Below are 13,863 nucleotides of genomic sequence, written 5' to 3' on the forward strand. Positions count from 1 at the left end.
ATTTCGTCATGCGCATGGGAATGCGTTGATGGAGGCCATCACCCGCATCGAGCAGGAGCTCGACAGCTTTCCCCGCACCCTCGATCTCTATCGCGAACAGCTCAGGCACTGGTTGAGCCGCTCGGCAGACAGCATCAGCCATGCGGCCGATCTGCCGTCACTGATGGGGATGGAGCGGATCATCCGTTTCGGCGCACACAGCACAGCGGTCGCCATTGACGACAAGCATTTCTCTTCGGCCGTCGTGCAATGCCCGGAAACCGGGCGGATGGAGATCGAGAGCAAGTTCGAGTCGGTGTACGACATTCCGTTGGGCGACATCGTTGTTGATGTGGTGGCGGTGGGTGGTGGCGAGGTCAAGTCGATCACGCTCGATGCTCAGGGCAAGGGTTTGTTCACCGGTGAGCCGGGCAAGTTCTATCGGGTGGTGGTGCACGGCGGCGCCAGCGAGCAACAGGGTGATGAGCTTTTCGAGTCCTACGATGACCTGACTCGGCAACTGGACAGTTGGCTGCGCAGCGAGTGGCAGGGCTTCAAGCCGCAGTGGTCGCAGTCGGTGGCGACGGCGGCGGGCAACGGCTTGCTGGCCGGGAGTTGGGCGGCGATCGAGGGGGTGTGGGACAGCATTGGGTTGCTGTCGGAGATTCTCAAGGATCCTCTTCAGTTTGCTGACCGGCTGGGAGATAGCGCGACCGCGTTGGCCGAATTCGCGGCGTCGATGCCGGAGAAAATGGAGCAGTTGCAACTGCTCGTCAGTGACGAAGCGGCGCTGTGTCTGTTGTTGCGCACGGCCAGTCTGTGGCTCGAGATGCTGCCGCCCGGCGAACTTGCCGGGAAAACCGCCGAAGCCGTCTCGATGGTAGTGGTGCAACTGCTGATTGATGTGTTGATCGGCGTTGTGCTGACTTTCGTGGGCGCCGGGGCGGGGATTGCGTATCTGACCTTGCGCCTGGTGGATCGTGGCGCTCAGTTGTTGTCGGCGGTGACGCGTCTGGTGAAGGCGTTGTTCGGCATCGTCGGCGCCGTCATCGACTACGTGAACCACTACAAATCCGTCGCTGCACGAGGTATCGCAGCCGGCGTGAAGAAGGGCCGCATGCAATTGCGTTGGGATGCCAGACGCAACGCTTCCCTGAAAAAAGACGAGCATCACGACGACAAGCCTGATCAGGCGAAGAATCCCAACGGCGACAGCGCCGATTGCGTCCCCCGCACCTGCACCAACGGTTGTCCGGTGTCGATGGTCACCGGCGAGGAACTGCTGACGCTGACCGATGGGGTGCTCGATGGGCTGTTGCCGTTTGAGTTCAGCCGGTTGTATCGCACCAGTGCGGCGGAAATCGATGTCGGGTTGGGGTTTGGCTGGAGTCATTCGCTCGCACATCGGCTGGAAGTTGATGGCGATGGCGTGGTCTGGGTTGACCACGAGAACCGGCGGACGCGGTTTCCGCTGCCGAGCATTGAGCGGCCGGCGATTCACAACAGTCTGTCGCGGGCGGCGATCTTTCTCGGGGATGAGCCGGAGGAACTGATTGTTGCGCTGGCGGGGGATGCGGCGCGGTTTTATCACTTTCGGGCTGGGCGTCTGACGGTTGTCAGCGATGCGTACGGCAACCGGTTGCGTATTACCCGGGATCGTCTGGATCGCGTTGAGCGCCTCGACAACGGGGCCGGTCGTTGTTTGTTGATGCGTTACGAGCGGGCGCATCTGGTCGCGGTCGATTATCAGATTTTTTGTGAATCCGCCTGGCGCACCGAGCAGACGCTGGTCAGCTACCGCTTCGATGCCCGTCATCGGTTGATCGAGGCGACCAACGCCGTCGGCGAGAGCGAGCGTTACGACTACGACGATGCCCACGTCATCCTGCAACGGCAGTTAACCGGCGGCGCGAGCTTCTTCTGGGAGTGGGAGCGTTCCGGCAAGTCGGCGCGCTGCGTGCGGCACTGGGCGTCGTTTTCGCAGATGGACACGCGTTACGTCTGGGATGACGCCGGCAGCGTGACGGTGCAGTACGTCGACGGCCGCGAAGAGGTTTACGTCCACGACGACACGGCGCGTCTGGTGCGTCAGGTCGCGGCCGACGGTGGCGAGCAGCTCAAGGCTTACGATTCGGCGGGCCGGCTGGTCGCCGAGCAGGATGCGCTGGGGGCGGTCACCGAATACCGCTATGACGATGTCGGACGGCTGATCGCGCTGATTCCGCCGGACGATGCGCCGACGTCCTACGAGTATCGCAACGGTTTCCTGCACCGCCGTAGCCGGGGCGAGGCGGAGTGGACCTACCGGCGTAATGCCCAGGGCGACATCACCGAAGTCGTCGATCCCGACGGCCATGTCGCCCATTACCACCACGACCCGCAGGGGCGGTTGCTGTCGATCCGTTATCCGGACAGCGGCCGGCATGTGTTCGTGTGGAACGACCTCGGGCAACTGGTCGAGGAAAGCCTGCCCGACGGTGGAGTTCGGAAGTTTTCCTACGACGCGTTGGGGCGACGGATTACTGCGCAGGATGAACACGGCGCCGTCACCCGTCATGTGTGGGACGCCGTTGGCCGCCTGATCCAGACCACGCTTCCAACCGGAGCCACCCGCGCCTGGTCCTACAGCGCCTACGGCCAGATCACCGCCGAACGCGATGAACTAGGTCGGATCACCCGCTACGAGTATGACGACGATCTGCACCTGGTCAGCCGGCGGATCAACCCCGATGGCACGCGGCTGCAGTACCGCTATGACCATGCGCAGTTGCTGTTGACGGAGATCGAGAACGAGTCCGGCGAGAAGTACCTGCTGGACTACACGCCCACCGGACTGATCCGACAGGAAACCGGTTTTGATGGGCGGCGCATCGCGTATGCCTATGACCGCAACGGTCATCTGCTGGAGAAGACCGAGTACGGCGATGACGGCTCGACGCTGGTCACCGGCTATCAACGTGATGCCGCTGGGCGTCTGCTGCTCAAGACCCTGCCGGACGGAGTTGAGGTCAGCTACCGCTACGACCGTCTCGGTCGTTTGGTCGGTGTGGACGACGGCCAGAACCATCCGCTGGCCTTCGAATACGACCTGCAGGACCGCCTGGTCCGTGAGCACCAGGGCTGGGGCACGCTGCGTTACACCTACGATGCTTGCGGCCAACTCACCCGGATGCGTCTGCCGGACAACAGCAAGCTCGATTACCACTACGCCAAGGGCGGCGCGCTGACCGTGATCGACCTCAATGGCGCCTTGCTCACCCGCCACGTCTACCAGAACGGTCGCGAAGAGCAGCGCCAGCAGGGTCTGTTGCTCAGCGAATATGCCTACGACGAACAGGGCCGCTTGCTGTCCCACGCTGTCGGCCATCAACGCAGTGCGCTGTACCGCCGCGACTTTGCGTACAGCGCCAACGGCAACCTCGAACACATCACCGACACCCGCCATGGCCAGCGCAGCTACCAGTACGACGCCCTCGACCGGCTGATCCGCGTGCGCCACACCCGCGACGATGTGCCGGAAAACTTCGCCCACGACCCGGCCGGCAACCTGCTGCTGCAGGAACGCCCGGGCCCGACACAGATCAAAGGCAACCGCCTGCTGATGCAGGGCGACCGCCACTACGACTACGACGCCTTCGGCAACCTGATCCGCGAACGCCGTGGCCGCGCGCAAACACTGGTCACTGCATACCGCTACGACAGCCAGCACCGCCTGATCGGCCTGACCCGCCCCGACGGCAGCACCGCGAGCTACCAATACGACGCCTTCGGCCGCCGCATCCGCAAAACCGTCGACGGCCAGACCACCGAATTCTTCTGGCAAGGCGACCACCTGATCGCCGAGAGCAGTAAGGAACAACACCGCAGCTTCATCTACGAACCCGGCACCTTCCGCCCCTTGGCCCTGCTCGACGGCAAAGGCCCGAAACGCGCCTGCCCGTTCTACTACCAGCTCGACCACCTCGGCACCCCGCAGGAACTGACCGACTACAGCGGCGACATCGTCTGGTCAGCCAAATACAGCGCCTACGGCAAGGTCACCTCGGTGGAACTGGCGACCGACGATTACCTCGACCAGCCGCTGCGCTTTCAGGGGCAGTACTTCGATGCGGAAAGCGGACTGCACTACAACCGGCACCGGTACTACGACCCGGACGTTGGACGGTACCTGACGCCGGATCCGGTGAAGCTGGCGGGTGGGTTGAACCAATACCGGTACGTGCCGAATCCGACGGGGTGGGTGGATCCGTTGGGGTTGAGTTGTACTTGCCCGCCGCCGACCCCGCGCCGTCCGATGCGATACGAAGCGGGTCGCGTGGTCGTCGAAGAGGGCGCGCCCCCTCTGCCAAAGATGACAGCGCAGGAGCGGCGGGCGAGGATTGATGAGGTAGCTGAGGAAAACGCCAAGCGACGGGTAACTGAATATGAAGACCTTTATGATATGCACACCATCAAAAAACATAGTTCTGAAATTTCTGATCCGGCACTTAGGCAGCGAGCCATCGATGGTACTGATCCTCACACTGGCGTCACCCCAACACCACCCAGAGGAAATCCAAGCTCACAGTTTCATAACTGGCGAATGCATTTGGGTGCATTAAATAAGGCGATGACTAGGGATGAAAATGGCTTAATCAGGCATACGGGAAAGGATCAGAATGATAATCCGATAGTTAGGTTTGAATTGCCTGGAGCAGGGCGGGGGTATAAACCAAATAGGACAGATCCGCAAAGTCCGATACTGAATGAGAATATGAACTGGTTTGAAGTTAAGTTTGATGAAATAAACACGCAAAAACCATTTACAGGCTTCCCGTCGGAGAAAAAATAATGCTGAAAGATCCCTATTTGAATGAGCGATTCGAACCAAGATTCACCTGGTTTATTGGCGTTTTCGATGTTTATGATCGAGAGGAGACTCGAGGCCTAGAACTAGCTGTATATAATCCGAATATTCCTGAGGATAGAGAGATTCTCATCAGGAAGTATTGTCTGAACCTGCCATACCTTTCATATAGACATAAGCTGGTTTTGGTTGAAGCCTTAAAAGTAGCGTTAGATGATTCAAGCTATGATTTTAGTAGTCTCTTTTATATTGATGAGTGCGAGACGTCTAGCTGGCCTAGGGGGGAATGGTATGCGTTAGACAGTTCGCGTTGTTTTTTTAAAGAGGTCTACCGTTTGGCGGGAGATATCTGGAGGGAAGACCTTGAACTCGCAGCGAGTGAGGATAGATCCACATGGTGAGTGTGACTGTTAAAATTAAAATAAATAATTGGAGTTATTGGCTTTGTTTGCTGAGTTAGTGTTTGGGTAATTAATTAGTTAGTTGCGTTAACCTACCCTTCGTGTGCAGCCCTGCTTCCGCGGGGGACGTGGTCTGGGCTCAGCGTTGACCCATTAGTTGCGGAGAATGAAGCTCGGGAGCGGCGAGACTATCAATCACATGCACACTATACCCCGGCACATTCTTCGCATGATGCTTCGCCTGTGAAGCCATCTCTGCCAACTGGCTCGCATCCAGCTGCGCACAAGCCTCAGGATGCAAATGCACAACGCCAATGGACAGTGACAACAACGGAAACTCCTGCCGAATGCCTTGCCGATTCGGCGCAACAAAACACCCAGCCTCAAGGTGTTCCGGGCGATAAAACCGTCGGCATTGGCTCTGAAAATCATCAAGTAATTGGTTCAGCCGTTTGCGCCAATCCTCCGGGCCGAGCACCAACAGGAAATCATCCCCGCCAATATGCCCGACGAAATCACGGGAGGGGTCGACGCGTTCGTTCAGGCATTGCGCCAGACACAACAACACCTCATCCCCCCGCCCATACCCATAGATATCGTTAAAGGGTTTGAAGCTATCGATATCGACATAGCAAATAACCGACTCCCGCCCCTGTTGCAGCAACCGTGTCAGGCATTGCTGGATCGGTACGTTGCCGGGTAGCAGAGTCAGCGGGTTGGCATACCGAGCCTGCTGAATTTTCAGTTCGGTAATCAGTTTAAGCACATCGATCACCCGGCCCAGGCCCAGGTAGCTGCCGTTGAGGGTGATGATGAAGTCTTCTTCGATGCGTTGCCGGGCGCGGCTGGTGATCAGGCGGCTGACTTGTTGCAGCGACTGGCTCATTTCCACGGCGAGGAAGTCGTCGTTCATCAGGCGGCTGATCGGTTTGCGGGCGAACAGGTCGGTGGCGAACGGTTTGAGCAAGGCATCGGACAATGAATGGCGATGCACGATGCCGCACGGCTGGCCCTGTTCGTCGAGCACTGCCAGCGAGTTCAGGTTGGCCTGACGGCGAAACGCTTCGAGGACTGTGGCGGTGGGTGTGTCGCGATTCACGGCCGGCTGATCGTTGAGCAGGGCGCTGAGGTCGCTGCCTTCGTCATTCAGCGCCACTGCGCTGCTGTCGTGTTTGGGCATCAAGGCCCGGGCGTCGCGTGGCGGGTGTTCTTGCGGGCGTCCGAGCAGGTAGCCCTGGACCAGATCGACACCCATTTCGGTCAGCACCGCCAGCTCTTCCGGCAATTCGATACCTTCGGCAATCACCTGGGCCCGGGAGGCCTTGGCGATTTGCAGGATCGATCCAACGAATTCGCGCTTCAACGCGTCCTGATGAATGCCGTCGATAAAGTGTCGATCGATTTTCACGTAATCCGGCCGCAACTCCGACCACAGGCGCAGACTTGAATAACCCGCGCCAAGATCGTCCAGTGCAATCGAAAATCCCATCGCCCGGTAGTGATGCAGCGCCGTTTGCAGCAACTGAAAGTCATCGATCGGCGTCTGCTCGGTGAGTTCGATCACCACCTGGCTCGGTGGAATGCCAAAGTCCTGTAGCAGTTGCAGCGTGCGCCCCGGCTGGTGTGCGGCTTCGAGCAGGGATTCGGGAGAGACGTTGAGAAACAGTTTGCCCGGCAGTTGCTGTTCGTTGAAACGGCGGCAGGCGCTTTGGCGGCAGGCGATTTCCAGTTCGCTTAAACGCCCGGCCTGACGAGCCACGGCGAACAGGGCAATGGGGGAGTGCAGCGGGCTGTTGGACGGGCCGCGAGTCAGGGCTTCATAACCGAGAATGCGTCGTTCAGAGAGGCAAATGATCGGCTGGAACAGGCTGTGCAAACCGCTTTGAGTCAGGATCGAGCTCAAGGCACTCAGCTGTTCGGTCGTGGTCATGGCAATCTCTGGCGATAAAAAAAGGACTGGGAGCGCTCTCGATGAAGAGAACCGCTCCCAGTCCTTTATTGCACGACAGAATGATGACTGTTTGATGACGATCCGGGGATCGTCACCATTAAATTGCCATCACCTTACTTCTTGGCCACCTGATTGCTCAGCTTCAGGTAATCCAGCAGCACGCGCCCGGTCTCGCTCAGGTAGGCGTCGTCTTCCGGTTTGACCTTGTCCGGCTCGGCTGCCGCGAGGGCGTCGTCGTCTTCTTTCTTCAGCTCTTTGAGCGGTTCTTCGCCTTTGGCCTTGCGACGGATGTTTTCCATCGCCAGTTGCTTGGCGTCGATGTCGGCGTGCTGGGCACGACGATCGGCTTCATTGAGGCTGACGGTTTTCTCTTCCAGCAGCTTCTGCGCCAGGGCCAGCTTGTCGCGGATGAACACGAACTCCGCGTCCTTGGCCGAACGGGCGTCATGCTCGGACTTGAGCTGGGCCAGATACGGCTTGAACGGGTCGACCGCCGGTTTGATCGCCGCGCGGATGGTGTCCCACGGCATGGCTTCCGGCAGGGCGCTCTCGCCGATTTCCTTGGTGTCGATGATCGACGGGTAGTCGATGTCCGGCAGTACGCCCTGATGCTGGGTGCTCTGGCCGGAAACCCGGTAGAACTTGGCCAGGGTCAGTTTCAGTTCGCCATGGTTCAGCGGCTGGATGGTCTGCACGGTGCCTTTGCCGAAGGTCTGGCCACCGATGATCAGCGCGCGGTGGTAGTCCTGCATGGCGCCGGCGAAGATCTCCGAAGCCGAGGCGGACAGGCGGTTGACCAGCAGCGCCATCGGGCCTTTGTAGAACGCGCCCGGGTTTTCATCTTCGAGCACATCGACCCGGCCATCGGCATTACGCACGAGCACGGTAGGGCCCTTGTCGATGAACAGGCTGGTCAGCTCGGTGGCTTCCTGCAGGGAACCGCCGCCGTTGTTGCGCAGGTCGATGACCACGCCGTCGACTTTCTCTTTCTGCAGTTCGGTCAGCAGTTTCTTGACGTCGCGAGTGGTGCTCTTGTAATCCGGATCACCGGCACGGAACGCCTTGAAGTCCAGATAGAAGGCCGGAATCTCGATCACGCCGAGCTTGTAGTCCTTGCCGTCCTGTTTGAGGCTCAGGATGGATTTCTTCACGGCCTGGTCTTCGAGCTTCACCGCTTCACGGGTGATCGGCACGATCTTGCTGGTCTGGTCGTTCGGCGCATTGCTGGCCGGGATGACTTCCAGACGCACCACAGTGCCTTTCGGACCACGGATCAGCTTGACCACTTCGTCCAGGCGCCAGCCGACCACGTCGACCATCTCTTTGTTGCCCTGGGCAACGCCGATGATCTTGTCGGCAGGAGCAACTTGTTTGGTCTTGTCCGCAGGACCTGCCGGCACCAGACGCACAACTTTCACCTGATCGTTGTCGCTCTGCAACACGGCGCCGATGCCCTCGAGGGACAGGCTCATGTTGATGTCGAAGTTTTCCGCGTTATCCGGCGACAGATAGTTGGTGTGCGGATCGTAAGACATGGCGAAGGTGTTGATGTACGCCTGGAAGATGTCTTCGGCACGGGTCTGGTCCAGACGCGCCAACTGGTTCTTGTAGCGCTTGGTCAGGGTTTCCTGGATCTGCTTCGGCTCTTTGCCGGCGATCTTCTGCCGCAGCACTTCGTCCTTCACGCGTTTGCGCCACAGGTCGTCAAGTTCGGCGGTGGATTTGAGCCACGGGGCGTCCTTGCGATCGATCAGCAAGGTTTCCTTCGTGGTGAAGTCCATCTTGTCGACGCCTTTGTCCAGCTCGGCGATGGCGAAGTCCAGACGCGCCTTCACGCGGTCCAGATAACGCTTGTAGATGGTGAAGCCGGCGTTGAGGTCGCCGCTCTTGAGGAAGTCGTCGAACTGGTACTTCCACTTGTCGAATTCGGCGATGTCGCTGGCCATGAAGTAGCTGCGCGACGGGTCCAGCAGCTTGATGTAGCTGTCGTAGATGATCGCCGAGCGCGCATCGTCGAGCGGCGGCTTGCTGTAGTGGTGGCGCTTGAGCAACTCGACGACGTTCAGACTGGCAATCACTTCATCGCGATCAGGCTGCAACTTGTCCCAGCTGTTGGCTGCGAATGTGCTGCCCGACACCGGCAAGAGGCCGATACCGATGAAAAGAGCGAGGGCGGTGCTGGGGAGCAGATGCTTCATGCTGATTCGACGCGGGGACAATTGATAACGCATATTAGGCCGTCTTTGAAGTCGCCGGTACCTCTACGCTCTGTACGATAACTGCTGTTCAGCGATCGTTCAGACCCCAGGGCCGGTCGCATAATGCAAAAAGCCCGGCGCTACAGCTTCGGGCTCAGTCCAGACTCACTATGGAGGCACTGTGAAGGCATTGCAAGGCGTTGAAGGTCAAGTGGCATGGGTTGATGAACCAAGTCCTACGTGTGATGTAGGACAAGTTCGCATCCGGGTGGCGGCAGCGGGCCTCAATCGCGCGGATTTATTACAGAAGGCGGGCCTTTATCCACCGCCGCCGGGTGCCAGTCAGGTGCTGGGGCTTGAATGCTCCGGAGTCATCAGCGAAGTCGGCGCCGGCTCGTCCTGGCAGGTCGGTGATCGGGTCTGCGCCTTGCTGGCCGGGGGCGGGATGGCCGAAGAAGTGGTCGTCGACGGGCGGCATGTGCTGCCGGTTCCGGACGGTGTGTCGCTGATCGAAGCGGCTGCACTGCCTGAGGTGTACGCGACCGTCTGGCTGAATGTGTTTCAACTCGCTGCGCTCAAACCGGGTGAGAAAGTTCTTCTGCATGCCGGCGCCAGTGGCATCGGTTCTGCCGCCATTCAACTGTGCAAGGCGTTTGGCAATCCGTGCTGGGTCAGCGTCGGATCGGCCGAACGTTTGGCCTACTGTGAAGCGCTGGGCGCCCAGGGCGGTGTGGTGCGCACTGACGATCTGGAAAGCCTGCGGGACTTTGGGCCGTTCGATGTAATCCTGGATCCGGTCGGCGGCAATTATTCCGCATTGAATCTCAAGCTGATGGCTCAGGACGGGCGTTGGGTGCTGATCGGCCTGATGGGTGGCCGCGAAGCGAAACTGGATCTGGCCCAGGTGCTGGCCAAGCGTGTGCAACTGCTGGGCTCGACCCTGCGCAGCCGTGACGATCAGTTCAAGGCGGATCTGTTCAGCGATCTGAGCCAGCACGTGTGGCCGCTGTTTTCCGAAGGGCGCCTGAAACCGCAACTGGCCAGGACTTTTGCGATCAAGGATGCCGAAGCGGCGTTCGCCGAGCTGGCGAGCAACACGGTCGCCGGGAAGCTGGTACTGGTGATCGACGACAGCCTGAGCTGATCATCGAGGCTTGTGGGAGCCAATGTGCTCCCACAAGACAATCGCTTACTTCCAGAGATGGATCGGCCAGCCAGCTTTCTCGGCCTGCTCGCGCAACACCGGATCCGGATTGACCACGTGCGGGAAATCCACCTTCAGCAGCAGCGGCAGGTCATTGCGTGAGTCGGAATAGAAACTCGCGCCCTCAAGGTTTTCCTCTTCGGCGTCCAGCCATTCCAGCAGACGGGTGATCTTGCCTTCGCGATAGGTCAGGGTGCCTACGGTGTGGCCGCTGTACACGCCATGGGCCACTTCAAGTTCGATGCCCAGAACTTCATCGATGCCCAGTCGTTCGGCAATCGGTTTGACCAGGTGCGTGCCCGAGGCCGAGATCACCAGAATCCGGTCACCGGCCTTGCGGTGGGCGGCGATGGTTTTGGTCGCGTCACTGAAGATGATCGGTTCGATGAAGTCTTCCACCCAGGGCCCGACCAGATGCTCGACTTCTTCCGGGGTGCGACCGATCAGCGGTTCGAGGCTGAACTCCATGTAGTCTTCCATGCGCAACTTGCCATGGCTGTAGGCGTCCATGAGTTCATTGTTCTTGCGCATGAACGACTCGGGATCGACCCAGCCCAGGCGGCCCATCTGCTCGCTCCAGAGGGTGGCGCAGTCGCCGTGGATCAGGGTTTCGTCCAGATCAAAAATTGCCAGGGCCATCAGTGCAGTTCTCTCTTCAACGTCAGCAAAGTCATCAGGCTACCTCACACAGGGCTGTCGGATCGATGGAAAGCGCCAGGCGCTGACCGTCGGGGTGCAGATCCGCCGCCGAACGGTTGAGCACATCCACCACCAGTTCCACGCCCCGGGCCTCGATGCGGTAGCGGATCACGTTGCCCAGCAGGCTGTGGCTGCGAATCTGTGCATCGAGTTCGCCGTTCAGGCTCAGCTCGATGGCCTCCGGGCGAATCGCGATGCGGTGGTTGATCGGCCGCTGCAACAGCTTCGACGCACTCTCGGCATCCAGCAGGTTGTAGTTGCCGATGAAGCCGGCGGCGAACACGTCGACCGGTGCGGTGTAGAGGGTTTCGGCGTCGCCGCTTTGTACGATCTTTCCCTGATTCATCAGGAAAATCCGGTCAGACATGGTCAGGGCTTCTTCCTGATCGTGTGTGACGAAGATCGTGGTCAGGCCGAGCTCGCGCTGGATCTGACGGATTTGTTCGCGGAGGTGTTTGCGAATCCTTGCATCAAGAGCCGACAGTGGCTCATCCAGCAATAACAGGCGCGGACGGGTGACCAGCGAGCGGGCGAGGGCGACACGCTGACACTGACCGCCGGAGAGCTGATGCGGATAACGACTGGCGAAGTCGTTGAGTTCAACCAGTTTCAACGCCTCGGTAACACGCTTGTGGCTGTCGTCCGGGTTGACCTTTTGCATGCGCAGACCAAAGGCGACGTTCTGCTCCACGGTCATGTTGGGGAACAGCGCATAGCTTTGGAACACCATGCCGATCCCGCGCTTCTGTGGCGTCAGCGGCACGATGTCGACGCCGTCGAGCAGGATTTTGCCGCCATCCACTGGTGTCAGGCCGGCGATGCAGCGCAGCAGGGTGGATTTGCCGCAACCGGACGGGCCGAGCAGGGTGACGAATTCACCCTTCTGGATTTCGCAGTTGATGTCGCTGAACACCGTGGTGCCGGCGTAGTTTTTTTGCAGGTGTTGGACGCTGACATAGCTCATTCGCTTTTGTCCTTGTTCAAGATGTTGGCGACCCAGGTCAGGACCAGCACGAAAAAGAAGTAGGAAATCACCAGCGCACTGGTGAAGTGGCCGCTGCTGTTGCGCATGTTGTTCAGATAAACCTGCAGGGTTTCGTAGCGGGTGCCGACCAGGATGTTGGCGAACACGAACTCACCGAACAGGAACGAGAACGACAGCAGCAAAGCGACCATCAGGCCCTTGCGCAGGTTCGGCAGCACCACCAGGAAAGCCGCCTGGAAGGTGCTGGCACCGAGCAGTTGGGCGGCGTCCATCAAGTCACGGAGGTTGATCGCTTGCAGGTTGTTGGTGATCGCCCGGTACATGAACGGCAGTGCCACGGTGAAGTAGCAACCGATCAGGATCCACGGCGTGCCGACCATCGCGAACGGCCCCGAACCGTAGAGCTGCAACAGACCCACCGACGACACCACCGGCGGCACCGCGAAGGGCAGCAGGATCAGGATGTTCATCAGCGCATCGAGTTTCGGGAAGTGGTAATGCACCACGAACAGCAGCGGCAGGATCAGCACCACCGACAGAATCAGCGCGCCGACACACACCAGCAGCGACTGGCCGAAGGCGTGCAGGAAGCGCGGATCACTCCACAACTGGATGTACCACTTGAAGGTGAAGCCGCTGGGCAGCACGGTGGCCGACCAACTGCTGGCGATCGAATAGATCAGGGTGCCCAGCAGCGGCAGCAGCAGAATGGCGAACAGCAGGTAGACCACGACGCGGTGGTAGACGCCGGCCGGGCCGGATTCAGCGCGAGACATGGTAGCTCCTCTTCAGCAGCAGTTGATGCACGACGGTCACCAGGGTCATCAGCGCCACCAGCACCACGGCCAGGGCGCTGGCCAGGTTCGGATCGAGGGAAATGTCGCCGGAGACCATCGCCGCAATGCGGATCGGCAGCACGTTGAAGTTGCCGGTGGTCAGCGCGTACACCGTGGCGTAGGCACCGAGGGCGTTGGCCAGCAGGATCACGAAGGTGCCGAGCAGGGCCGGGGTCAGCACCGGCAGGCCGATGTGACGCCAGAACTGCCAGCCGTCAGCGCCGAGCAGCGCTGCGGATTCACGCCAGTCTTCACGCAGGGCATCGAACGCCGGGTACAGCAGCAGGACGCCCAGAGGAATCTGGAAGTAGGTGTAGAGGATGATCAGCCCGGTTTTCGAGTACAGGTTGAAATCCTGAATGATCCCGGCCTGTTTCAGCATGATGGTGATGCTGCCGTTGAAGCCGAGCAGGATGATGAAGGCAAAGGCCAGGGGGACGCCGGCGAAGTTGCTGGTCATGTTGGCGAAAGCGTTGACGAAATTGCGCAGTTTCGAATCGACCCGACGCAGGGAGTAGGCGCCGAGCACCGCGATGATGATCCCGAACACGCTCGACCAGAAACTGATTTCGAGGCTGTACTGGATCGCCTGCAAATAGAACTTCGAATTGAAGATCTTGCTGAAATTGGCGAAACCCCAGCCGAACTCTTCCGATTGCAGGCTGTTGATCATCACCCAGACCAGCGGGGCGATTTCGAACACGATAAAGAACAGGGCGAAGGGCACCAGGCACAGGGCGGCCAGCCATTTGCCGCGAGTCATT

The 13,863-nt window shown here is 59.6% G+C and carries 9 protein-coding genes; 3 read left to right on the forward strand and 6 right to left on the reverse strand.

Going from position 1 to position 13,863, the window contains the following annotated elements:
• Positions 1-28 precede the first annotated feature (28 nt).
• Together IF189_RS08715 and IF189_RS08720 are read left to right on the forward strand one after the other, a co-directional pair.
• On the forward strand, positions 29-4,810 hold the full coding sequence (locus IF189_RS08715) for an RHS repeat-associated core domain-containing protein (protein ID WP_192553128.1): 4,782 nt from the start codon (positions 29-31) through the stop codon (positions 4,808-4,810).
• On the forward strand, positions 4,810-5,226 hold the full coding sequence (locus IF189_RS08720; RefSeq protein ID WP_225739954.1) for a hypothetical protein: 417 nt from the start codon (positions 4,810-4,812) through the stop codon (positions 5,224-5,226). Before IF189_RS08715 ends, IF189_RS08720 begins: the two co-directional genes overlap by 1 nt.
• 139 nt (positions 5,227-5,365) lie before the next feature.
• On the opposite strand, the gene IF189_RS08725 is transcribed toward IF189_RS08720, so the two are convergent.
• Together IF189_RS08725 and IF189_RS08730 are read right to left on the reverse strand one after the other, a co-directional pair.
• Complete coding sequence (locus tag IF189_RS08725; RefSeq protein WP_192553129.1) at positions 5,366-7,156, reverse strand: bifunctional diguanylate cyclase/phosphodiesterase; 1,791 nt, start codon at positions 7,154-7,156, stop codon at positions 5,366-5,368.
• Positions 7,157-7,290: 134 nt separating this feature from the next.
• Positions 7,291-9,375 carry a carboxy terminal-processing peptidase gene (locus IF189_RS08730; protein WP_162803468.1) on the reverse strand — a complete coding sequence of 695 codons (2,085 nt, stop codon included), beginning with the start codon at positions 9,373-9,375 and terminating at the stop codon, positions 7,291-7,293.
• Positions 9,376-9,556: 181 nt separating this feature from the next.
• Here IF189_RS08730 and IF189_RS08735 point away from each other — a divergent pair, with 181 nt between their 5' ends.
• Positions 9,557-10,519 carry a zinc-binding dehydrogenase gene (locus IF189_RS08735; RefSeq protein WP_192553130.1) on the forward strand — a complete coding sequence of 321 codons (963 nt, stop codon included), beginning with the start codon at positions 9,557-9,559 and terminating at the stop codon, positions 10,517-10,519.
• Between the two features lie 45 nt (positions 10,520-10,564).
• Here the strand turns inward: IF189_RS08735 and IF189_RS08740 are convergent, their stop codons facing one another.
• Genes IF189_RS08740 through IF189_RS08755 form a run of 4 tightly spaced genes read right to left on the reverse strand, consistent with a single transcriptional unit; the run spans position 10,565 to position 13,862 of the window.
• The gene (locus IF189_RS08740; protein WP_192553131.1) at positions 10,565-11,218 is read right to left on the reverse strand and encodes an HAD family hydrolase; all 654 of its coding nucleotides are present in this window, start codon (positions 11,216-11,218) and stop codon (positions 10,565-10,567) included.
• 34 nt (positions 11,219-11,252) lie between these two features.
• Positions 11,253-12,242 (reverse strand): ABC transporter ATP-binding protein, encoded by a 990-nt coding sequence (locus tag IF189_RS08745; protein WP_134825956.1) that lies wholly within the window; start codon positions 12,240-12,242, stop codon positions 11,253-11,255.
• A complete protein-coding gene (locus IF189_RS08750) occupies positions 12,239-13,039 on the reverse strand; it encodes an ABC transporter permease (protein WP_065261898.1) in 801 nt (266 codons plus the stop codon). The genes IF189_RS08745 and IF189_RS08750 overlap by 4 nt, the downstream gene beginning before the upstream one ends.
• Entirely contained in the window at positions 13,026-13,862 is an 837-nt protein-coding gene (locus IF189_RS08755) for an ABC transporter permease (protein ID WP_167748736.1), read from the reverse strand. The genes IF189_RS08750 and IF189_RS08755 overlap by 14 nt, the downstream gene beginning before the upstream one ends.
• Position 13,863 lies beyond the last annotated feature (1 nt).

This window comes from Pseudomonas sp. IzPS59, from assembly GCF_014863505.1.
Lineage (GTDB): Bacteria > Pseudomonadota > Gammaproteobacteria > Pseudomonadales > Pseudomonadaceae > Aquipseudomonas > Aquipseudomonas kribbensis.

Excerpts from the sequence above, each read along its gene's own strand:
- IF189_RS08745 (WP_134825956.1), bottom strand. The coding sequence starts at position 12,242 with ATGAGCTATGTCAGCGTCCAACACCTGCAAAAAAACTACGCCGGCACC.
- IF189_RS08725 (WP_192553129.1), bottom strand. The coding sequence starts at position 7,156 with ATGACCACGACCGAACAGCTGAGTGCCTTGAGCTCGATCCTGACTCAA.
- IF189_RS08740 (WP_192553131.1), bottom strand. The coding sequence starts at position 11,218 with ATGGCCCTGGCAATTTTTGATCTGGACGAAACCCTGATCCACGGCGAC.
- IF189_RS08715 (WP_192553128.1), top strand. The coding sequence starts at position 29 with ATGGAGGCCATCACCCGCATCGAGCAGGAGCTCGACAGCTTTCCCCGC.
- IF189_RS08750 (WP_065261898.1), bottom strand. The coding sequence starts at position 13,039 with ATGTCTCGCGCTGAATCCGGCCCGGCCGGCGTCTACCACCGCGTCGTG.
- IF189_RS08720 (WP_225739954.1), top strand. The coding sequence starts at position 4,810 with ATGCTGAAAGATCCCTATTTGAATGAGCGATTCGAACCAAGATTCACC.
- IF189_RS08755 (WP_167748736.1), bottom strand. The coding sequence starts at position 13,862 with ATGACTCGCGGCAAATGGCTGGCCGCCCTGTGCCTGGTGCCCTTCGCC.
- IF189_RS08730 (WP_162803468.1), bottom strand. The coding sequence starts at position 9,375 with ATGAAGCATCTGCTCCCCAGCACCGCCCTCGCTCTTTTCATCGGTATC.